The organism is Simiduia litorea (genome assembly GCF_042853465.1).
Lineage (GTDB): Bacteria > Pseudomonadota > Gammaproteobacteria > Pseudomonadales > Cellvibrionaceae > Simiduia > Simiduia litorea.
Genome location: NZ_AP031497.1, coordinates 4,301,603 through 4,322,966 on the forward strand (window position 1 = coordinate 4,301,603; position 21,364 = coordinate 4,322,966).

A 21,364-nucleotide genomic window follows, 5' to 3' on the forward strand; every position below is an offset into this window, starting at 1 on the left:
TTAAAGTGCCAAGGCGCCACATTGGTGCACTGAAACATGCTGCCGCACCGATATGTTGCGCATTAGCCTAGTACACGAATAGAAAGGCAGTTTTCTCTGCTAGATCAAATTTAAAACGCAATTAATACCCTGTTTCGCGTTAATATTTGCGCATTCACTCAGGACTTAACCATGCAACCTCAAGATTTCATCAACGATTTTCGCCAACGCTTACAAGACCACGCCCCAGTCGGCGCCAGTGAAGCCAAAGCGCTATTGCAGTCCTTGCTCACGAAGCTCAACCTGATCAGTCGGGAAGAGTTCGACGCCCAGCAGGCCGTGTTACTGCGCACTCGCGCCAAGCTTGAGCAGCTAGAGCAACAGTTAGCGGAATTACAAGCTAAGCTTTAACGGATCGACGGGTACTTCTGGGAAGGAGGCCATGTAATATTTTGACCCAAGACAGACAAGGAGCGTCTATGTCACTGGCTATTGTTCACTCTCGCGCCCGCTCGGGGATTCAAGCACCCGTGGTTGAAGTTGAGGTTCATCTATCCAACGGGCTACCGGGTTTAGCCATTGTTGGCCTGCCGGAAACCGCCGTTAAAGAAAGCAAAGATAGAGTGCGCAGTGCGCTCATCAACAGCCATTTCGAATTTCCCAGCCGTCGCATCACCATCAACCTCGCTCCGGCCGACTTACCCAAAGAAGGCGGTCGCTTCGATTTACCCATTGCCCTAGGTATCCTCGCCGCATCGGGTCAAATTCCCGCACAAGCGCTTGCCAATGTAGAGTGCGTTGGCGAACTGGCACTGTCTGGCGAGCTAAGGCCAATTTCAGCCTGTCTGCCCGCTGTTATCGCCAGCCATGCCGAAGGTAGGCAACTGATACTGCCAGCCGACAATAGCCACGAGGCAGCGCTGTATAGCCAAGCAAAACCCTTGATGGCGGGCAACCTACTGGAAGTGTGCGCTCACTTACACGGTCGCAGCCAGCTCAATCCCTGCACCTCAAGGCCGGCTGAGCCAATACCCAATAGCCAAGATTTAGCGGATGTACGCGGCCAGCCTCAAGCCCGGCGGGCCTTGGAAATTGCTGCTGCTGGACAACACAATTTATTGTTCTACGGTCCTCCCGGTACCGGTAAAACCCTGCTCGCAAGTCGCTTAAACACGCTTCTACCGCCCCTGAGTGACGAAGAAGCCTTGGACATCGCCTTAATTCACTCGGTGGCTGGCGCGCCCCATCGCTGGCGCGAGCGCCCTTTCCGCCACCCCCATCACACCGCCTCGGCGCCCGCATTAGTCGGCGGTGGCTCACAGCCTAAGCCCGGTGAAATCTCCCTCGCGCACCGCGGCGTATTGTTTCTCGACGAGCTACCGGAGTTTTCCCGCCCGGTCCTAGAAGTTCTGCGCGAGCCGCTTGAAAATGGGGAGGTACGCATCGCTAGAGCACAGGCGCAGGCGGTGTTTCCCTGTCAATTTCAACTCGTCGCAGCCATGAACCCTTGTCCCTGCGGCTATTTCGGCGATGGTAGAGGTCGCTGCCGTTGTACATCTGATCAGGTGCGGCGCTATCGCATGCGCTTATCAGGTCCGTTATTAGACCGGATCGATATGCATGTACCGGTGCGGGGTATACACGCAGACCAGCTTAGAGGTGAGAGTAAAGAAGAAACCAGCGCCGAGGTTTTACAGCGCGTTATCGAGGCGCGTCAACGCGCGTTAGCGCGGCAAGGGAAAACCAATCAAGCCTTGAGCGCCAAAGAACTCGATCAACTCTGCCCATTAACCGAAGACCAACACGCCTACCTCTCGGCCGCGATGGATAAACTTGGGCTCTCTATTCGAGCTTGGCACCGTATTATTCGAGTCGCGCGCACACTAGCCGATCTGGCCAAGAGCGAGCAAGTGCAGGACGGACATATCGCCGAAGCCGTTAACTACCGACGCTTGGACAGGCCTATGGCCTAAACCTTGATGAGCGGTTTTGCTTAGACTTCGAGCAGCGCGGCATCCACTTGCAACAAGCGCAGGATATCTTCGATCGGCTGAGGTGAACCCAACCAAAATCCTTGTACTTCATCGCAACCTAATTCGCGCAGGCGCTTTAGTTGCTCGGCGGTTTCCACACCCTCGGCCACAGTGCTTAATTTTAAACTGTGCGCTAATTGAATAACCGCCATAACCAAGGCGTGCTGCTCCCTGTCCTGAGTGATACCTGAAACCAGTTGCCGGTCAATTTTAACGCGTGAAAACGGTAACTGTTGCAGCGTAGATAACGACGACATACCCGAGCCGAAGTCATCCAATGAGAAACTAGCGCCGGTAATAGCCAGGGTGCCCAAGGCTTCTGTCGCCAAGGCAACATCTCCCATAACAGCATCCTCGGATAATTCAAATTCTAATTGGCTACCGCGCAAGCCATGGTTATCGAGGGCCGCAATAACCTGTTCTGTTAAATTATCATCGCGCAGTTGACGTCGAGACAGGTTCACCGACATCGATAGATCACCCAATCCCACCCGCTTGAGTATCACCACATCGCGACACACCATGTCGAATATTTGATAGCCCATGTCGACCACCAAGCCACTGCTATTGGCCACGGCGAGGAAGTCACTGGGGGTTAACAAGCCACGCGCAGGGTGGCGCCAGCGCGCCAGCGCTTCTAAACCGCAAATTTCACCGGTCACCGTATCGATGCGAGGCTGGTAATACACCGTAATTTCGCCCCGACTCAAACCACGGCGCAGCTCCTGTTCGACTTGCAAAAGCCGACGTGCATCGTTATCCATACTCTCGGCATAGAAGCAATACTGGTTGCCGTTAGCTTGTTTGGCGCGATACATGGCCATATCGGCCTGGCGCTGTAGACTTTCGCCATCGGCGCCGGGGCGATAAGGCGCGATGCCAACACTACAACCTACCGTGATCTCCATGCCGGCGAGTGCGAAAGGCACAGAGATAGCATCAATCACTTTTTCCGCCAAATGCGCCATATCGGTCGTGCTGTGCATATCATCGAGCAACAAGGTGAACTCATCGCCACCTACCCGCGCCACGGTATCGCTCAAACGTACACAGGCTTGCAACCGTTTCGCTGTTTCGCGAATGAGCATGTCGCCAACATCGTGACCGTAGCAATCGTTAACCGGCTTGAAGCCATCCAAATCTAAATACATCAGCGTAAACAGATGGTCGCCGCGCTTGGCCAAATCGACCGCATGATCCAGCCGATCGCGAAATAAAATACGGTTACTGACGCCGGTTAAAGAATCGTAGTGAGCCAGTTCGGATAACTTGATTTCATTGGCTTTGCGCTCAATGGCATAGCGCATGGTGCGCTCGAGTAGCTGGGCATCAATTTTACCTTTAATGAGATAGTCTGCAGCACCAACACTCAGTGCCTCGCGATCGACATCGGCCTCCATCTCGTCTGTCATCACCAGAATAGGCACCTTGGCGCCCATATTGCGTGCAGCCAAAATCAAATCTTTGGCGCTGCCGTTATGCCACTGGTAATCGAGCAAAATAACATCGTAATTGTCAGACAATATTTCCGGTAGGGCGTCTTCCAATTTGGGTAGCCAGGTAATTTCGTACGCCGTGTGAAAAACGTCAGACAATAAACTGCCAATCAACAGGTACTCCACCTGTTCGTCGTCGATTAATAGCAGCCTGATATGGGTATCCATGGTCTCGCCGTTGCCCGAGCGGGCAGCCTACATCCTTTAATTTATTCTGCTTTCCCTAGTCACTATTGAACGTGTAAAAGACCAATAGTCATATACGTTACGACTCTAACGCAGGCCAGAGACAAGTGGAATAATAAAACATCCCATATAGCAAATTAGTGGTATGAATGGTAAATACCTAATACTTTGTTCTGAGCTAATGACGAAATAGACTCGGGCTGCTAGCATCGTCCTTTGATTGTCGGATGCTGCTTGTGCGAACAATAAATAATAATACTCACAAAATTCTGCTCGGTTTCACCCTCCTCCACCTATTAGCGGCCGCAGTTTTACCACTAATGTTTTTCGAAGCCCACTATGCGCTCTACGGCTACTACCTTCAGCTAAGCTACGTCGACCACCCGCCATTAATGGGCTGGTTACAAGGCTTGGTTCAAGTTTTTAACAGCTCGGAATTTTCGCTCAGGTTAGCACCAGCAGTGCTCACACTAGCCACCCAATATACGCTCGTAACCATCGCCCTCAAGCTGTACCCCAAAACAGCGAACATCGATGTAGCGCTCGCATGGCTACTACAATTGATTCCCATTAGCTTCATCGTATTTATGGCTGCGCCGGATTTACCTTTAGCGCTGTTTTCCTGTTTAGGCTTTTTGTTTCTGTTAAACATTCTTGAGCGCGATAGTTGGGCGGGCTGGTTGGGTTTAGGCGTCGGCTTTGGGGCCGCAGGCCTGTCAAAATACTCTGCCATTACCTTGGTTTTGTCACTGCCGATGGCTCTCTGGCTAGGGAGGCGTAACTAGCGCTGGCTACTATCGCCCAAGCCCTGGACAGCAGGCACCATCGCCATCTTGTTAATCAGCCCAGTTGTCATCTGGAATGTGGATAACGACTGGCTAAGCTTTCGCTTCCAAAGCGCCTATCAGGCCGGCGACAGCAGTTGGTCTGCTCGAGTACTGATGCGTGCACTAGGCGCACAAGTAGCCACTTACTCACCGTTTTTTCTAATACTGTTTATTGGTATCAAACAGCTCAGCGCGCAAGATAAAAGGAGCCTTGGCTTAGCCCTGTGTTGGGCCCTGCCAACCTTAGTACTCTTTTTAGTTCATGCTGGCAGCGGCCACTCGTCGCCCCATTGGACCTATGCATCTTGGCTAATCCTAACCCCAGCGCTGACCTACAGTGTTTTACAGCTGTGGCCCAACGCCAAAAAACTGCGCATAGCAACCTACGCTTGGGCATCCACGCTGGCGGTCATTGCACTATTCATCATCGCCTTGCCGTGGGTAAGCGTCGACGACTACAAACACCCACTAAAGCGAAAAATTGGCTGGGATCAAGCCGCACAACACGCACTATCACTCAAGCAAGCTTGGATCACAGAATTACAAAGTCACGGCGAGAATACGCACTTGCCGACACTGATGGTTTACAATTGGCACCACGCCGAGCCGCTAGCTTGGTACGCTCGGCCTGAGCCGGTTCTCGACATACGCGGCAAAACGAGCCAATTCGATCAATGGTTTGGCACCTGGGCGCCAGGTGACCGAGGTATTTTAATTCGGCCAAAGCCGCACATAGCACCACCAGACGTGATACTTGACCATGGCGTTTGCCAGCCCATTGATCAAATAACAACGACAATTGCTGGCAACAAAGGCCAAGTTTTTCATTTTTACCGGTGCGTTTGGCCCACTCAATCGTAGAAGTATTTTTGTCTAAACACATTGCAAATTTAAACCCGCGCCAGCGCGAAGCCGTCTTGCATATCGATGGTCCCTGCTTAGTGCTAGCAGGCGCTGGCTCGGGTAAAACCAGCGTTATCACCCGCAAAATTGCCTACCTCATCGAAGAGTGCGGCATGCCTGCGCGCCACATTGCCGCCGTTACCTTTACCAACAAAGCCTCGCGCGAAATGAAAGAGCGAGTGAGCGGTTTAGTCAAAGGTAAACAAGCGCGCGGCCTCACCGTGTCTACCTTTCACAACCTCGGCCTGAATATTATTCGACGCGAACATAAATCGTTGGGATTTAAACCCGGATTTTCGATTTTCGATGCCGAAGACGCCCGCGGTTTATTGAAAGAACTCATGTTAAAAGATGGCGACCTAGACACCGATCATTTAGATTTGGTGCAAAATCAAATTTCCAATTGGAAAAATGATCTCACCGTGCCAGAGCGCGCCGCATCGAAAGCGCAAAGCCCGGGGGAAGCGCAGATAGCCGAAATCTATCGCCGCTACAATCAAGCGCTTAAAGCCTATAATGCCGTGGATTTCGACGACCTGATCCTCACCCCAGTGCGGCTTTTTTCAGAACATCCCGACGTGCTGGAGAAATGGCAGAGGCGCATTCGCTATTTGCTGGTAGATGAATACCAAGATACCAACTCGAGCCAATATCTATTGGTGAAACTGTTAGTGGGCAATCGCGGCGGCCTGACCGTTGTTGGCGACGACGATCAATCCATCTACGCCTGGCGCGGTGCTAGGCCGGAAAACCTAGCACTACTCAAGAAAGATTTTCCTTCATTGGAAATGATTAAGCTCGAGCAAAACTACCGTTCCACTAGTCGGATACTGCGTGTTGCCAACCATTTAATTGCCCACAACCCACACGAGTTTGAAAAAGCGCTTTGGTCCGAGATGGGCTTAGGCGAACCGATTCGCGTGATTCGCTGTGCCAATGAAGACGCCGAAGCAGAGCGCGTGGCAATGGAAATTTTATCGCAGCGTTTAAAGCGACAAATAAAATTTAAAGATTTTGCTATTCTTTACCGCGGCAATCATCAGGCACGCTTATTAGAAATAAAATTACAGGCCCATCAAATTCCCTACTCGATTTCCGGCGGCACCAGCTTTTTTGCGCGCGCAGAAATTAAGGATGTGATGAGCTATTTGCGTTTAATTGTTAATCCCGACGATGACAACGCTTTTTTACGCATTATTAATACACCGCGCCGACAAATTGGCACCAGCACCTTAGAGACACTCGGCCATTATGCCAATGAGCGACACATTAGTATGTTCGCCGCCTGCCAAGAGATTGGCCTCAGCGAACATATGCCTGCGCACAGCCTGGAGCGCATTCAGCGCTTTTGTCAGTGGTTAAACCATATCGGCACCTTGTGCCGGGGCGAGGAGCCAGTGGCAGCCGTGCGGCAAATGGTGGAAGATATTGACTATGAAGGCTGGTTACACCAAAACGCCTCCAGCCCAAAAGTCGCAGAAAAACGCCTCGAAAATATTTGGTATTTATTGGACTCGATAAAAGCCATTCTGCAAAAAGCTGACGGTGAAGATGTCACTATCGAAGACGCCATCGCCAAACTAGTCTTGCGTGACATGCTCGACCGCCAAGCTGAAGAAGACGACGAAGATCAAGTGCAGCTGATGACGCTTCATGCCTCCAAAGGTTTGGAGTACCCTCATGTTTTTATGGTGGGTATGGAAGAAGATCTACTGCCCCATCGAGTCAGTATTGAAGAAGATAATATCGAAGAGGAAAGGCGCCTTACCTATGTAGGCATCACCCGCGCGCAAAAGACGCTAACCATGACGTGGGCCGGCAAGCGCAAACAATACGGTGAGATTATCGAATCTTCCTACTCGCGCTTTCTCGACGAGCTACCTGAGGAAGACGTCGCCTGGGAGGGTAACGGCCAGCACAATCCAGAGGCCAATCGCTCCCAAGGCAGCGCTACGCTAAGCAGTTTGCTCGACATGCTTGGTGGCAAAAAGAAACCCTAACGCTATAACGACCAATAATCCCAAGAGACCGCTGGCTATCAATCGATAGCCAGCGGTCTTAACGTATGAAACATCAAGTTAAAGCATTATGTATCAACCAGTTACTTATTGATCATGCAAAATATGTTGAGCTTATTGCCATCTAGATCTCGAAAGTAACCCGCATAAAAGCCACTATCGCCACGTGGGCCAGGGGCACCTTCATCTTTCGCTCCCAATGCTAGCGCTTTCGCGTGCATTTTATCTACCAGCGCCGACGAATCTACAACCAGAGCCACCATCACACCGTTACCCACGGTGGCAGCCTTTTTATCGAAGGGCTTAGTGATGCAAAAGCCCGCTTGTTCTGGGTTATTCGCCCAAGCGATGAAGGATTCCTCCTCCATAAATCGCTTGGCCCCCATCTCTGCCAACAAGGCATCGTAAAAGGTAGCTGCTTTGGCGAAGTCGTTGGTACCGACCATCACATATCCAATCATATTGTTTTATCCTTAAATCCGACCAAAGGGAGACAGGGTTATAGCACGCCCCCACCAAGGTTTACCTCATACATCCACCTGATTTTTACGGCTCTGCGCCCAACGGGGCCTTATACGCGATTAAACCAACGCTAAAGTGACCAGAGCGCCTTATAATGTCAAAACACTTAGCCCTTTAGCTTTTAACCATGCAGCCCCTAGAACAACAGCCGCTTATCAAGAAGATTCTCACGCTTCCCAACTATCAATTTTGGGCGCTCAACGTCTTCGGCTGGACTGGATATGGCTTTTTTGTCGCACTTTCAGCTATTTTTTGGGATCGCCACCTAGGTTTGCAAGTCGCCTACACCGGCATGTCCGTGACCTCGGGCTTGGTGTTATCGCTATGGCTACGCAGCTATTTCAAACGTATTTGGGGCAAAGAGGCGATTGCTCGCGGTCTCTATTCACTGGTTGCGGTGATTTGTGTAACCGCGGTCTGGTCCTTTGTAAAAATGGAAGTCTTCTTTGCCCTCAATAAAGACATGGAAACGTCGCGCAGCCTGTTCGAGTATTTGGGCTGGTACACTTATTCCTTCTTCATTTTTTTAAGCTGGGCGGCACTGTATTTCAGCTTAAAATATTATCGTATGCTACAGGTCGAAAAAGAAAAAACCCTCAAAGCTCAGGCCATGGCGCACGAGGCCCAACTTAAAATGTTGCGCTACCAACTCAATCCGCATTTTTTGTTCAATACCTTGAACGCGATATCCACACTCATTCTGGAAAAAGAAACCAAAACCGCCAACGGTATGGTCACAGAGTTGAGTAAATTTCTGCGCTACTCACTCGATAACAATCCCATGCAGAAAGTGACACTGGCACAAGAAGTAGAGACACTTCAACTGTATTTGGGGATTGAGAAGTTGCGCTTCGAAGAGCGCTTAAATATCAGCTTCACCATCAGCGATAGCGCACGGCACGCCTTGATTCCCAGTTTGTTAATGCAACCTCTGATTGAAAACGCCATTAAATATGCCATTGCGAAAAGCCCCACAGGCGGGACCATCGCCTTGGACGCCGACGTATTGCATAATCAACTGTCTATACAGTTAACCGACAATGGCCCGGGCATTGCCGATATGGCCATCGCACTGCGCGAGCGTTTAGAGGGCGAGCACGGCGGTGTGGGCCTCGCCAATACGCGCGAAAGGCTCAAAGAACTCTACGGCTCAGCCCACAGTTTTGAACTCGAAAACATTCAACCGCACGGATTGCGTATTACCATTCGCATCCCATTTAGTAGCACTGAACGGAGCAAAGCAGCATGACGCTAAAGGCACTCATTGTCGACGATGAATCACTTGGGCGGCGCGGATTAAAATTGCGATTGGCCGACATAGAGGGCATTGACGTTGTGGGCGAATGCAGCAACGGCAACGAAGCGCTCGCCGCTATCCCCGAACTTAACCCCGATCTGGTGTTTTTGGATATTCAAATGCCAGGCATGGACGGTTTCGATGTGGTCAGAAGTTTACAGGCCGATGATTTACCCATGATCATTTTCTGCACCGCCTTTGATCATTACGCGGTCGATGCTTTTAAGATTCACGCCGTGGATTATTTGTTAAAACCCATTGACGACGCGCGACTAAGAGAAGCCGTGCAGCGCGCGCAAGAAGTACACAGCCATAAAAGCGCCGTTTCTGATAAAGCGCAGCTATTAGACGCCATTGGCCGCATCACTAAAAAAGATGCCGGCGAAGTTCAAGAGTGGCTTAGCGATGCCGGTGAAAAATCCGGTCAATACCCCGAAAAAATTGCGGTAAAGGACGGTGGCAACATAACGCTTGTACCTATCGCGGATATCGATTGGGTAGACGCCGCCGGCGACTATATGTGTTTACACGTTAACGGCGTTATTCACGTTATGCGCATTACCATGAAAGCGCTCGATGCGCAGTTGAACCCCGCGTTGTTTCAGCGGGTACACCGCTCAACCATCGTGAACATCAAGCGCATCGAAAAAATCAGCTCGCACATCAATGGCGAATACCATTTAATTTTACTCAGTGGCGACAAACTTAAGATGAGCCGAAGCTACAAAGAAAAAGTATCCACCTTTCTCCAGTAACCATTTATCGCGGCTTCCTTGAAACCAGCGGCAAGTTCCCTCGGCTTGCCGCTCGTTGTTTTCCCGTCACCTCAATTAACGTTAAATTCTGCCTGACTTTGCTAATCTACTGGCAACCCAATCAGTCTTTCGAGCGCACGCAATCAGAGCCAATCTGAACGAATAACACGTTGCGGCGCCGCAGGTAACTCAAATGAATTTAACGCTCGCTACGCTGCGCAACCCCCCAGCCGCTATTGTCGCTATCGTGTTCGCCGTCGCCTTCGGTTTATTTAGCCTTAGCAAACTGCCAATTCAACTCTTTCCCGATATTGAAAACCCCGTTATTAGCATCCAAACCGGTTGGCGCGCGGCAAGCCCAAAGGAGATGGAGTCTGAAATTGTCGAGCCCATCGAGGAAGTACTGCAAGGATTGCCCGGGGTAAAAGAAATGGCTGCCTCAGCCAACTCTGGCTGGGCTTGGATCAATTTGACCTTCAGCATGGAAACCGACATGCAGAAGACCTTAATCGACGTTATCTCGCGCATGAATCGCTTGAAACCGCTGCCGCGCGATGCCATGCAACCCATCATTTCGCTTGGCGGTGGCGACGGCGGTGCACCCGCGCTGACCTGGTATTTTTTGCAAGTTTTACCCGGTAACCCCAACAGTGTCGACGATTATATTCCCTTTGTGGAAGAGGTCATTAGCCCAGCTATTGAATCCATTCCCGGTGTTGCCAGTGCCCGCGTGGGCGGCGCCGGTGCCGGCAATATGGAAGAATTACAAATTCGTTTCGACCCCTATCGCGCTGCGCAACTCGGTGTACAACTGCCCGTGGTCGCCGGCTTACTCGGCCAGTCAAATGATGTCTCGGGCGGTTTTGTCGATGTCGGTCGGCGCCAATACACCCTGCGTATGGCCGGCCGCTTTAAGCCCGACGAACTGGGTGACATGGTGTTGGAGTGGCGCGACGGCAAGCCTATTTTACTGGGCGATATCGCCGAGATAAACGTTGCCAAACCGGATAGAAACAGTTTGGCCACACAAAATGGCAACCCCGCCATTGGCATTCAAATTAATCGAGAAAGCGGCGCCAATGTGCTCGCCACCTTGAATGCGGTAAAAGCGAAGATGGCCGAACTGCGGGACGGCCCAATCAAAGATCGAAATTTGACTATCGTGCAGTCGTTCGATGCCTCGGTGTTTATTTATCGCGCCATCAACTTAGTAACCAGCAATATTTTTCTCGGTATGTTGCTGGCTGTTGGCGTGCTCTGGTGGTTTTTGCGGCGCTTGAGAGCCACCGTCATCGTTGCGCTCACCATTCCCATCTCACTGCTATCAACCTTCATCGTTTTACAGATGACCGGTCGCACACTCAACGTTATTTCCTTGGCCGGCCTCGCCTTTGCCGTCGGCATGGTATTAGACGCCGCCATTGTAGTGCTTGAAAATGTGGTGCGCTTGCGCGAACAAAAATTATCTGCCAATGACAGCGCCAGTCAGGGCACTGGGGAAGTCTGGGGGGCTTTGCTGGCATCCACCGCTACCACCGTGGCGATTTTCTTACCCGTGGTTTTTTTAAAGGATGTTGAAGGCCAGTTATTTTCCGACTTGGCGCTCACTATCACGATCGCGGTGAGTATTTCGCTCTTGGTTGCGGTCACCATCGTGCCACTACTGGCATCGCGCTGGCTCAACAGCGATGGCCTTACCGACCACCATGAAAGCTTGTGGTTGCGAATCACCGGCTTGGTCATGCGACTGACTCACACGAAAAAGCAACGACTTTCTATCATCGCCGGTTTAATTGCCGTGCCACTGCTCAGTGCTTGGTTATTAATGCCAGAACTGGACTACTTGCCACCGGTAAAACGCGACGCGGTAGACACCTGGTTTCGCTTTCCACCGGCCACCAATATCGACACCATCGAATCGGAAATCATCGCGGTAATCAACCAGCGCATGAAACCCTATATGAGCGGCGAAAAAGAACCGGCACTGAAAAATTATTACGTCCTAGTTTGGCCGGGCGGCGGCACCATGGGCGCGCGCGCGCTGGATCAATCCAAGGTCAATGACTTACTCAACATTGTGCGCGAAGAAATCACCGTCGACCTACCCGACACTATGGCCTTTAGCGCTCAGGGGAATTTATTTGGCCAGTTTGGCGGCGACCGCGCAATTCCCATGCACCTACAAGCCTCAGACCCAAAGGCCTTAGCCGCGGTGGCCGAACAGGCGGTGGAATGGGTGCGCGAAGCAATACCGGAGGCGCAGTCGCGGGTTGACCCCGGCACCGCCGACGCAGAGCCAGAGCTGCGACTGATTCCGGATGATCGCGCGCTGCAGGAACTGGGCTGGAATCGGCGCGACATGGGTTCCATCGTGCGCATGCTCGGCAAGGGTTTATGGGTGGGCGAATACTTCGATTCGGTCAAGCGCATGGACGTCATCATGCGCGCGCAATTATGGGACAACCCCGAGGCGCTAATTAGTTTACCCCTAGCGACGCCCAGCGGTGCGGTGGTGCCATTGAATCAGTTAGTGAGTTTAGAGCGCACCGTGGGCCCGAACCAAATTCGCCGCATCGATAGACGCCGCACTCTGAGTCTCATCGTGGTGCCACCCGAAGATATGTCGCTGGAAAAAGCACTGGCTGCGCTGCAAACCCAGGTTGAGCCAAAAATCAAAGCGGCGATGCCCGCCGATGGCAATATCCAGTACGGTGGTAGCGCCGATAGTTTGAAACGAGCGCTCGGCACCATGGGCGAAAATTTTGCCGTCGCTTTGCTCATTTTATTCTTATTAATGAGCGTTTTATTCCGCTCGCCGAAAGACAGTGCCTTGGTGTTGCTAGCCATGCCACTGGCAATGGTGGGTGGGGTAGTGGCGCTCAGGTTGCTAAACCTGGTCAGCTTTCAGCCGCTGGATTTACTTACCATGATCGGTTTCGTGATCATGCTCGGGCTAGTGGTTAATAACGCGATTTTGCTGGTGCACCAAACTCGCAGCGCCGAGCGCGAGGGCATGAACCGACATCTCGCCGTCGAGCAGGCCTTAATGTTGCGGCTAAGGCCCATCTTTATGAGCACGCTGACCAGTATTTTTGGCATGTTACCGCTGTTGCTCATGCCGGGTGAAGGCAGCGTTATTTACCGCGGCCTCGCCGCCGTGATCGTCGGCGGCATGTGTATCAGCACGGTTTTCACTCTGGTTTTATTGCCATGCTTCCTGCGCATGGGCGCGAAGGGGCAACTTTCACAAAAGGATATTCCAGCCCACAGTGCACTGCGCACTTTAAAGTCCGTGGCTTGAGGAAAAATACAATGACTTACATTCGCTCTGCTCACCTAATTAAAACGCTTGCCGGCATCGCGTTGATGATGACCTGTGTAACCAGCACTGCTCAAGATATGCCGCCAGCGGCGGTGGAAGTCGCGGAGGCACAGATTCGCGATATCGCGCCAACGGTTTGGGTACCCGGCACCGTCATCAGCAAACAGGATTCGCAAATTGCCTCCGAAATCACCGGCAACTTACTCTGGGTTGCCGAAGTGGGCGATCAAGTTAAAGCCGGCGCGCCGCTCGCGCGCATTAACGACCGCATTTGGCAATTACAGCAAGCGAATGATCTCGCCAATGTGGCCAGCCTAACCAGCAATTTAGATTTTCTGGTGCGACAGGTCGAGCGCAGTGAGCGCTTGGCAAAAACCAACAATGCCTCGCAGTCCGAACTCGAGCGGCTCACCATGGAGCGAGAAATGCTGCGCCAGCAATTGCGTGCCGCTGAGGTGGCGCTCGAACGCACCCGCTACGACATAGAGCGCGCAGTGATTAAGGCCCCCTTCGATGGCATAGTGGTGGCTCGCTATCACCAGCCTGGTGAGCACATTAATCAAGGCGAGGCGGCAGTTCGACTGACCAATGTAAATCAGCTGGAAATCAAAGCCCAAGCCACGCTCAGTAGCTTTCGGCATGTCCAAGCCGGTAGCGAAGTGGCCATAAAAACCCAGGCCGGCACCCACGTGAGCCACGTGCGCAGCCTCGTACCCGTGGGCGACGAGCGCTCGCGCATGCTCGAGTTGCGCATCGCCGCGAGTGCTGAACATTGGTTGATCGGCGAAGCCGTTAAGATCGAATTGCCCAACGGCGAAAGCCAATCGTCCCTTACCGTACCACGCGACGCTTTAGTGCTACGAGAGACCCAGGTCTATGTCTTTAAAGTTGGCAAAGATGAGAAAGCCGAGCGCATTGAGGTGCGTACGGGTAATGGCTACGGCAGCCGTATCGCCGTCACAGGCGCATTAGAAGCTGGAGATCTGGTGATCGTCAGAGGCGCTGAGCGCCTACGCGAGGGGCAAGCATTGAACATTCTTAAACAGCATGTGGCCGTGGAGGGCCTAGCCGCCGCTAGTTGAGCACAGCCAGCAAGGGGATAATCTCGCCCACACAGGGTCTTTCATTTTTTAAACTTGCCCCCATTTAGGCTGTATCTACGTGTTACGGAAACGAAAAACGCCCTATGAACACCGTGTACCTCCTCCAGAATCAAGACAAGCTGATCTTAAACCGCAACCGCGAGTGGACTGACGCACGCGATTTAAAAAGCTTGTATCAAACGCCCCATAAGGATGAAGGCATCAACCAGAAGGTTGAGGTCAACGCCAAAGACTATACCCAGCGCATACACCTGCTAGAGTGTGAGCTAAATGAAAAAAAACTACCTATTATCGCCCCCGAGGCCATGCCGGAGCCCCTGCCTGAGCAACCAAAAGGCGAAGGCGAGCAAGCCAGCTTAATCGACGCCGAATCGACACTGTCACAAAATGATGACGCTGACATCCAAGAACCGGAAGCGGCGGACGACGAAACAGACCTAGCCGAGCTAGAAGCGGACGAGCAAGCTGAAGACGCCGCCGACGAATTTGACCAAGACACGATTCAGGACTAACCGCCGCGGTTTCATCGCCGGGCGCGAGGCCTGAAAACTTACTGATTGAGCGGCAGCAACCACTGCCCGCAAAGGAGCACCCCTTGAGCAACCTGTCCCAACCACTGCAAGACAAACTGGCCTGGTTGGCCGAGGGCAATCACCACCTGTTAAAGGTCATACTGAGAGGCATGGAGAAGGAGAGCTTGCGGGTTAACACCGAAGGCACGCTGGCCCTAACCGATCACCCCAAAGCCCTCGGCTCCACCTTAACCCACCCGCATATCACCACTGATTACAGTGAAGCGTTGATGGAATTTATCACGCAACCGCACACCAGTGTCGATGCCCTGCTCGGGCAACTCAGCGATATACACACCTTCACCTACAAACACTTAGGCGACGAGGTGTTATGGGGCGCGAGCATGCCCTGTGCAGTCGGTGCCGACAAAGACATTCCGGTCGCCCGCTACGGCAACTCCAACACCGGCACCATGAAAACCATCTATCGGATTGGGCTAGGTCACCGCTATGGCCGCACCATGCAAACCATTGCCGGCGTGCACTACAACTTTTCCTTTTCCGACGAATTGATTGCCGCACTCCAGGCAAAATCTGGTAGCAAGCTCAGCTTTCAAGATTTTAAAACCCAAAGCTATTTCGACCTAATCCGTAACTTTCGACGCTATTTCTGGTTACTGGTTTATTTATACGGCGCCGCGCCGGCCGTGTGTAAAAGCTTCGTTAAAGACCGGCCACACGCATTAAAGCCCTTCGGGCAAGATAGCCACTCACTGCATTTACCCCATGCCACGTCGCTGCGAATGGGTAACTTGGGCTACCAAAGTGATGCACAGCAATCGCTCACGGTTTGCTACAACAATTTAAACACTTATTTAAAAACCTTATGCGGCGCCATTACGCAGGGCCACAAAGATTACCAAGACATTGGTTTAAAAGATGCCGCTGGTGAATACAAACAGCTCAACACCAGCCTGCTACAAATCGAAAATGAATTTTATTCCACTATTCGCCCGAAACGTACCAGCCAGCGCGGAGAAACTGCGCTCAATGCACTGCATGCGCGCGGTGTCGAATACATTGAAGTGCGCTGCGTGGATTTAAACCCCTATGAACCACTCGGCGTCACCCGCGACCAACTGCACGCTATGGATGCATTTTTACTCTTTTGCCTGCTCGAGCAAAGTCCAGAAACAGACGCCGAAGAATACGCCGACATGCTAGAAAACCAAAAACGCGTGGTCGAACAGGGTAGAGATCCAGCACTCACCCTGCGCCAACGGGGCAAGGAGCGAAAAATTCAAGACTGGGCGAAAGAGATCCTCGACGGCATGACAAGCTGTGCCGCGATTCTCGATCAGGGTGCAGATACCCAGGACTTCTCTGCTGCCGTAACGCGCGTAACGACCCAAGCTGCCGACCCAACAGCCACACCGGCGGCACGATTTTTAGCCGATATGGCTTCGCAAAATAAAACCTTTTTCCAGCTAGCCAAAGATCTTTCTATCGAGCATGCAGAATTTTTTAAACAGCGTAGTTTATCGAAAGATAAACAAAGTTTATTTGAACGACTAACTAAAGAATCGCTCGCCGCGCAGACACAACTTGAGCAAGAACAGCAAGAACCATTCGAGGACTATTTAGCTAAGTTTTATGCACAATACACCTGTTGCGACAGACCAAAATTTAGCTGCCTATGAATTACCTGGCTCACCTTGCACTGTCTGGCCCAAATCCCGACATGCAAGTGGGCGGCTTTCTTGGCGATTGGCTAAAGGGCCCAATAGAAAGGCACAGCGCTCAGTGGTCTAAGCGCGTACTACAAGGTGTGGCATTACACCGGAGCATTGACGCTTGGGTAGACTTGCAGGTCGAAACACATAACGCCTTAACATTACTGGGCGATAAACACCGGCGTATCGCAGGCCCCGTCATCGATATTGCGTTCGATCACTACCTCGCCAAGACTTTTTCCCAGTATCACCATCAACCCTTAACAGATTTTTGTCACCGCGCCTTCATGCATCTGAACCGGCACGAGCAATCAATGCCAGAACAGGCACAAGGTTTCCTTCGCCGAGCACAAAGTCATAGACTGTTCGAGCGCTATGCCGAGCGCGAAACCTACCTCAATGTGGTCGGCAGTTTGCGTAGACGTATTACAAAACCGGCACTACTCGATCGCATTGAAGTCCAACTGATAGCAAAGGACGAGGAATTGGAAGCCATATTTCACCGCTTCTACCCACGTCTGTGTCACCACGTGGCTGACTTAGCCAGCCGATATATCTAGGGTTCGACGCACTGAGTACTTACCACTGCGTTCGTTTTTATCTTGCCAATATGCAATACTCGCGCCCTACAACCAAGAGACTTTGTGCCCGTGAATTATACCGAAGACGCATTCAATGGCCTCATAATTGACACCAACACTATACCCACAGACAGTGTTGAATTTGGTGCATCGCTTACAAACATCTTGGCCTATTCGGCAGAAAATAATAAGGGCATCACTTGGCTGACTCTACCCATTGAAAAATCTCACCATGTGGGCCGTGCCACGGCCTTGGGTTTTATCTATCATTGCTGCCAAGCGCATGAATTGACACTGGTACATAAAAACCAACCCGCACAATTTGTCCCCTTTATTCCCAGCCATACGGTGGGCGCCGGCGCGCTTATCAAAAACAGTGCTGGCGAGATATTAGTGGTGCAAGAATATGGCATGACCGGCTACAAATTACCTGGCGGGCATGTTGAGCAAGGCGAGCGCATTGAGGATGCGGTGCTACGCGAAGTATTAGAGGAAACCGGCATCAAGTGCGAATTTGTATCAGTACTTGGCTTCTCCAATAAGCACCCCTATAAATTTGGCAAATCAAATTTATACTTTATTTGCGAGCTTCGCCCCTTGCACAACCATATTCAAATTCTAGATACTCAAGAAATACTAGACGCGCGCTGGATCAGCCTGGCTGACTTTCAACGCGATGCCAAAAATAGTGCTTACAATCACGAGTTATTCAGCGCGCTTTTCAATTTGTCCGGCCTGCAACCACAAGCACTGGAAAACAACAAAGGCGCGCATAAAAAGTTAGAAATATTTTTCGCCAATCATAAGGATGGATTGCTATGAATCTAAAAAACTTTTTGGGACTTTTTGTTGTTGCTGCACTCGCCATTGGCTGCAGCGATACCCACTCACCACAGGCGGATCAATTTCGCTCCAATGAAACTGCGATGGCCATAGCGCCAAAACGACCGCAAGCTAGAGGCCAGTACTTAGCCTACGAGCATTCAGCCACCGTCGAAATGGCCGAGGCGAAAATTCCGAGCGCGGTTAACGCTTTGGTGGAGCACTGTCAAAAATTCAGTCAGTCCTGCACTATGATGCACTCGGAATTGCAAGCCGGTGAATATGCCAATGGCTATTTACGCTTTCGCGTCGCACCGGCAGATGTCGATAAACTGTTCGAGCTCGCCAGAAAATATGGTGCGCTAACACGACAATCCACCAATGTTGATGACCTGCAAGACGCCATTGTCGATGGTGGCAAGCGCATCGAGTTGCTACAAGCGTATCAACAACGTTTACTGACACTCGAAGCGCAAGCCAGCAAAGATATTGAATCGCTCATTAAAGTGGCCTCGGAGTTGAGTCGAGTACAGTCAGATTTAGAATATGCGCTGGGCGAAAAAGCCAAACTATTGCAGAGGGTCAACCAAGACATCGTCAACATCCAGCTGACTAAAATCACCAACACCGGTTTCTGGGCACCAATTTTGGATTCAATCAGCGAGTTTGGCGACAATCTCTCCGATGCTATTGCCACAATGGTCACCGCGCTTGCCTACATTTTTCCTTGGCTCATTTTACTTTTGGTCATGCTATTTTTTACACGCTTTGTTTGGCGCCGGCTAAAGCGGTAGCCATAGCCTAGTTACTCAGGAGCTTAGAATATTGAGCTCTTGAGCTTTCTAAAAACAACAAAAAATCTCCACCATCGGGAGCACAAAGCATGATTAAGGTTGGCATTATTGGCTTTGGCTATGCAGCAAAAACCTTTCATTTGCCTTTAATTGAATCTTGCCCTGAGTTTCAATTGGTTGCGATTAGCTCTTCTCAATCCGGGCTAACATTTGAACAACATCCAGCGCTAAAGATTTTTCCTACTGCGCTGCAATTAATTCAATCTAACCTTGTGAATTTGGTCGTTATCACCTCGCCGAATGATAGCCATTTTACCCTAGCCGAGGCAGCATTAGCGTCGGGCTTACATGTGGTTATCGAAAAACCAATGGCCAATACCGCTGCGGAGGCAATGGCGCTCTGCAACCTCGCCAAAAGACATCAGCGCGTATTAACGGTTTTTCATAACCGACGCTGGGATGGCGATTTCATGACGGTTAAACAATTAATTGCCAATGATGCCGTTGGCGAACTTAGAGTTTTCGAGTCACATTTCGACCGTTTCCGACCACAGGTGCGCGATCGCTGGCGGGAAAATCCCGGCCTCGGCGCAGGCATTTGGTATGACTTAGGGCCGCATTTAGTTGATCAAGCACTAGAGCTTTTTGGCACGCCAGCCAGCATTAGCGCGCGATTAAAAATGCTACGTGAAAAGTCACTCAACATCGACTATTTCCACGTGCAACTGCACTACCCACAGTGCGAAGTGATTCTTCACTCTAGCCCGTTTAGCGCCCATCCCAACTTACGTTTTCAGTTGTCGGGCACACGCGGAAGTTTTATCAAGATAGGCTTGGACCCACAGGAAACACAATTAATATCTGGCGTCCAACCCTCGGCTGCAGGTTACGGTATCGAAACGGCGTTAGCTCACGGTAAACTCTACACTGAAGATTCGAACCAAACAGTGTCAACGCTAGCAGGAGAGTACCCGGCGTTTTACCGTGCGCTGGCCGCTTGCATTAACCATGGCAACGCCATTCCGGTTGATCCCGTATCGGCCGCACAGGTTATGCACGTGATCGAACACGCGGTGCGCGCCGACAGAGAAGGTCTAACCTTACCTTTTACAGCGCTTTAGTCTTATCACATTTTCCGCTCGACGCATTTATTGCACCTAGCCGTCAATAAGGCCGAAAAACTTGATAGATTTTGCTTTATCCAACACGTTTAGGAGCGTAAGCAATGGCTTCCCATTTTATTCAACGACAATGGCGCGAAAACCGTGGGCTTATTTTATTTCTTGCATTGATGTTTGTATTTCGTAGCGCCTTTGCCGACTGGAATAGCGTACCGACCGGTTCTATGTTGCCCACCATCGTTGAAGGTGATCGCATTCTGGTCAACAAAATGGCCTACGATATTCGCGTACCGTTTAGCCAGATATCAATCATCAAGCTCGGCGACCCCAAGCGCGGCGATATTATTGTGTTTGAATCTGAGGCGGCGGATAAGCGTTTAGTTAAGCGCGTGGTTGGCCTACCTGGCGACACAATTGCCATGCAAGATAATCAGCTGTTTATCAATGGCAAAAAAATTGCGTTACAGTTTGCTAATGAAACTGAGCAGACCCGCATTTATCAGGAAGCACTTACCACTCAGCCCCACCTTATTCAGTTAGCCCCTAGGTCTTCACCTCTGGCTAGCTTTACAGCCGTTCAGGTGCCCACGGATAGCTTCCTCGCGCTAGGTGATAACCGGGATAATAGCGCCGACTCACGGGTTATTGGTTTTGTCCCTAGGCATGAAATTATCGGCCGAACTCGACAAGTGGTGCTGTCTTTCGACTACCAAAATTATTATTTGCCGAGGCAAGATCGGTTTCTAAAAACGCTGTAAATTCAAGCTTAGATGATTAACGTCAGGAAATGAAGACGATGGTTCTCAGACAATTTGAAGTCCGCGATAGAGACGCATTATTGCGTCTGAATGAACAGTCCGTGAACGTGTTAAGCCCTATGGATCAACAGCGCTTTGACCAATTAAGCAACCAATCATCGCTCATATTGGTAGCGGAGCAAGAGAATCGTGTGCTGGGATTTTTAATCGGCTTTACCGATGGCAGCCAGTACGACAGCAAAAACTATCGCTGGTTTTCAGATCGCTTAAAGGCCTTTTTTTATGTTGATCGCATTGTCATTGCCGCCGAAGCACGATCACAGGGTTTGGGCCAACGCTTCTACAGCGCCATTGAAATCTGGGCACAGGAACATAAACTCCATTGGTTGGCGGCGGAAATAGATATCGAACCTGCCAACCCAGCCTCTTTGTCGTTTCATCAGCGACAAGGTTTTAATAGGGTCGGTCAACAAGGTATCAAGCACAAACAGGTGTCATTGCTGGTTAAGGCCATCGGATAGCAAACTTTCGCGCTAGCTGCCGGCCTATCTGCGCAGCTATGGCAAGGCGACAAAAGATCGGGCGCTAGGCAAGCTAGCGCC

General features: G+C 51.1%; 19 protein-coding genes. 17 read left to right on the top strand and 2 right to left on the bottom strand.

The window, feature by feature from the left end:
• Positions 1-171 precede the first annotated feature (171 nt).
• Both ACGHTT_RS19170 and ACGHTT_RS19175 read left to right on the top strand, forming a co-directional pair.
• Positions 172-390, top strand: a complete 219-nt coding sequence (locus ACGHTT_RS19170; protein WP_390592614.1) for an accessory factor UbiK family protein — start codon at positions 172-174, stop codon at positions 388-390.
• 68 nt (positions 391-458) lie between these two features.
• Complete coding sequence (locus tag ACGHTT_RS19175; RefSeq protein WP_390592615.1) at positions 459-1,952, top strand: YifB family Mg chelatase-like AAA ATPase; 1,494 nt, start codon at positions 459-461, stop codon at positions 1,950-1,952.
• Between the two features lie 20 nt (positions 1,953-1,972).
• Here the strand turns inward: ACGHTT_RS19175 and ACGHTT_RS19180 are convergent, their stop codons facing one another.
• Positions 1,973-3,676, bottom strand: coding sequence for an EAL domain-containing protein (locus ACGHTT_RS19180; RefSeq protein ID WP_390592616.1), 1,704 nt, complete (start codon positions 3,674-3,676; stop codon positions 1,973-1,975).
• A 254-nt stretch (positions 3,677-3,930) separates the two neighbouring features.
• Between ACGHTT_RS19180 and ACGHTT_RS19185 the strand changes: the two genes are divergently transcribed.
• Genes ACGHTT_RS19185 through rep form a run of 3 tightly spaced genes read left to right on the top strand, consistent with a single transcriptional unit; the run spans position 3,931 to position 7,424 of the window.
• On the top strand, positions 3,931-4,479 hold the full coding sequence (locus tag ACGHTT_RS19185) for an ArnT family glycosyltransferase (RefSeq protein ID WP_390592617.1): 549 nt from the start codon (positions 3,931-3,933) through the stop codon (positions 4,477-4,479).
• A 48-nt stretch (positions 4,480-4,527) separates the two neighbouring features.
• The gene (locus tag ACGHTT_RS19190; RefSeq protein WP_390592618.1) at positions 4,528-5,382 is read left to right on the top strand and encodes a hypothetical protein; all 855 of its coding nucleotides are present in this window, start codon (positions 4,528-4,530) and stop codon (positions 5,380-5,382) included.
• A 20-nt stretch (positions 5,383-5,402) separates the two neighbouring features.
• Positions 5,403-7,424 carry a DNA helicase Rep gene (gene rep, locus ACGHTT_RS19195; RefSeq protein WP_390595084.1) on the top strand — a complete coding sequence of 674 codons (2,022 nt, stop codon included), beginning with the start codon at positions 5,403-5,405 and terminating at the stop codon, positions 7,422-7,424.
• 101 nt (positions 7,425-7,525) lie between these two features.
• Here rep and ACGHTT_RS19200 read toward each other — a convergent pair whose 3' ends face one another.
• Positions 7,526-7,903, bottom strand: a complete 378-nt coding sequence (locus ACGHTT_RS19200) for a VOC family protein (protein ID WP_390592619.1) — start codon at positions 7,901-7,903, stop codon at positions 7,526-7,528.
• Positions 7,904-8,091: 188 nt separating this feature from the next.
• Here ACGHTT_RS19200 and ACGHTT_RS19205 point away from each other — a divergent pair, with 188 nt between their 5' ends.
• The 12 genes from ACGHTT_RS19205 to ACGHTT_RS19260 all read left to right on the top strand — a co-directional run bounded on the left by ACGHTT_RS19205 (position 8,092) and on the right by ACGHTT_RS19260 (position 21,283).
• Positions 8,092-9,213, top strand: a complete 1,122-nt coding sequence (locus ACGHTT_RS19205; RefSeq protein WP_390592620.1) for a sensor histidine kinase — start codon at positions 8,092-8,094, stop codon at positions 9,211-9,213.
• Positions 9,210-10,016 (top strand): LytR/AlgR family response regulator transcription factor, encoded by an 807-nt coding sequence (locus ACGHTT_RS19210; RefSeq protein ID WP_390592621.1) that lies wholly within the window; start codon positions 9,210-9,212, stop codon positions 10,014-10,016. Before ACGHTT_RS19205 ends, ACGHTT_RS19210 begins: the two co-directional genes overlap by 4 nt.
• A gap of 193 nt (positions 10,017-10,209) precedes the next feature.
• Positions 10,210-13,317, top strand: coding sequence for an efflux RND transporter permease subunit (locus tag ACGHTT_RS19215; RefSeq protein ID WP_390592622.1), 3,108 nt, complete (start codon positions 10,210-10,212; stop codon positions 13,315-13,317).
• 11 nt (positions 13,318-13,328) lie between these two features.
• Positions 13,329-14,420 carry an efflux RND transporter periplasmic adaptor subunit gene (locus ACGHTT_RS19220; protein WP_390592624.1) on the top strand — a complete coding sequence of 364 codons (1,092 nt, stop codon included), beginning with the start codon at positions 13,329-13,331 and terminating at the stop codon, positions 14,418-14,420.
• A gap of 104 nt (positions 14,421-14,524) precedes the next feature.
• Complete coding sequence (locus ACGHTT_RS19225) at positions 14,525-14,953, top strand: hypothetical protein (protein ID WP_390592625.1); 429 nt, start codon at positions 14,525-14,527, stop codon at positions 14,951-14,953.
• Positions 14,954-15,045: 92 nt separating this feature from the next.
• Complete coding sequence (gene gshA, locus ACGHTT_RS19230) at positions 15,046-16,653, top strand: glutamate--cysteine ligase (protein WP_390595086.1); 1,608 nt, start codon at positions 15,046-15,048, stop codon at positions 16,651-16,653.
• Entirely contained in the window at positions 16,650-17,246 is a 597-nt protein-coding gene (locus tag ACGHTT_RS19235; RefSeq protein ID WP_390592627.1) for an ACP phosphodiesterase, read from the top strand. Before gshA ends, ACGHTT_RS19235 begins: the two co-directional genes overlap by 4 nt.
• Before the next feature lie 84 nt (positions 17,247-17,330).
• Positions 17,331-18,089, top strand: a complete 759-nt coding sequence (locus ACGHTT_RS19240; protein WP_390592629.1) for an NUDIX domain-containing protein — start codon at positions 17,331-17,333, stop codon at positions 18,087-18,089.
• Positions 18,086-18,883, top strand: coding sequence for a DUF4349 domain-containing protein (locus ACGHTT_RS19245; RefSeq protein ID WP_390592630.1), 798 nt, complete (start codon positions 18,086-18,088; stop codon positions 18,881-18,883). The genes ACGHTT_RS19240 and ACGHTT_RS19245 overlap by 4 nt, the downstream gene beginning before the upstream one ends.
• Before the next feature lie 89 nt (positions 18,884-18,972).
• The gene (locus ACGHTT_RS19250; protein WP_390592631.1) at positions 18,973-20,004 is read left to right on the top strand and encodes an oxidoreductase; all 1,032 of its coding nucleotides are present in this window, start codon (positions 18,973-18,975) and stop codon (positions 20,002-20,004) included.
• A gap of 104 nt (positions 20,005-20,108) precedes the next feature.
• Entirely contained in the window at positions 20,109-20,762 is a 654-nt protein-coding gene (lepB, locus tag ACGHTT_RS19255) for a signal peptidase I (protein ID WP_390592632.1), read from the top strand.
• Positions 20,763-20,800: 38 nt separating this feature from the next.
• A complete protein-coding gene (locus tag ACGHTT_RS19260; RefSeq protein ID WP_390592633.1) occupies positions 20,801-21,283 on the top strand; it encodes a GNAT family N-acetyltransferase in 483 nt (160 codons plus the stop codon).
• The last annotated feature ends 81 nt before the right edge of the window (positions 21,284-21,364 follow it).

What these genes read in the sequence shown, in the direction of transcription:
- lepB (WP_390592632.1), top strand. Translation starts at nt 20,109, where the DNA reads ATGGCTTCCCATTTTATTCAACGACAATGGCGCGAAAACCGTGGGCTT.
- ACGHTT_RS19170 (WP_390592614.1), top strand. Translation starts at nt 172, where the DNA reads ATGCAACCTCAAGATTTCATCAACGATTTTCGCCAACGCTTACAAGAC.
- ACGHTT_RS19200 (WP_390592619.1), bottom strand. Translation starts at nt 7,903, where the DNA reads ATGATTGGATATGTGATGGTCGGTACCAACGACTTCGCCAAAGCAGCT.
- ACGHTT_RS19235 (WP_390592627.1), top strand. Translation starts at nt 16,650, where the DNA reads ATGAATTACCTGGCTCACCTTGCACTGTCTGGCCCAAATCCCGACATG.
- ACGHTT_RS19205 (WP_390592620.1), top strand. Translation starts at nt 8,092, where the DNA reads ATGCAGCCCCTAGAACAACAGCCGCTTATCAAGAAGATTCTCACGCTT.
- ACGHTT_RS19245 (WP_390592630.1), top strand. Translation starts at nt 18,086, where the DNA reads ATGAATCTAAAAAACTTTTTGGGACTTTTTGTTGTTGCTGCACTCGCC.
- ACGHTT_RS19175 (WP_390592615.1), top strand. Translation starts at nt 459, where the DNA reads ATGTCACTGGCTATTGTTCACTCTCGCGCCCGCTCGGGGATTCAAGCA.
- ACGHTT_RS19210 (WP_390592621.1), top strand. Translation starts at nt 9,210, where the DNA reads ATGACGCTAAAGGCACTCATTGTCGACGATGAATCACTTGGGCGGCGC.
- ACGHTT_RS19250 (WP_390592631.1), top strand. Translation starts at nt 18,973, where the DNA reads ATGATTAAGGTTGGCATTATTGGCTTTGGCTATGCAGCAAAAACCTTT.
- ACGHTT_RS19220 (WP_390592624.1), top strand. Translation starts at nt 13,329, where the DNA reads ATGACTTACATTCGCTCTGCTCACCTAATTAAAACGCTTGCCGGCATC.
- ACGHTT_RS19260 (WP_390592633.1), top strand. Translation starts at nt 20,801, where the DNA reads ATGGTTCTCAGACAATTTGAAGTCCGCGATAGAGACGCATTATTGCGT.
- ACGHTT_RS19215 (WP_390592622.1), top strand. Translation starts at nt 10,210, where the DNA reads ATGAATTTAACGCTCGCTACGCTGCGCAACCCCCCAGCCGCTATTGTC.
- ACGHTT_RS19225 (WP_390592625.1), top strand. Translation starts at nt 14,525, where the DNA reads ATGAACACCGTGTACCTCCTCCAGAATCAAGACAAGCTGATCTTAAAC.
- ACGHTT_RS19180 (WP_390592616.1), bottom strand. Translation starts at nt 3,676, where the DNA reads ATGGATACCCATATCAGGCTGCTATTAATCGACGACGAACAGGTGGAG.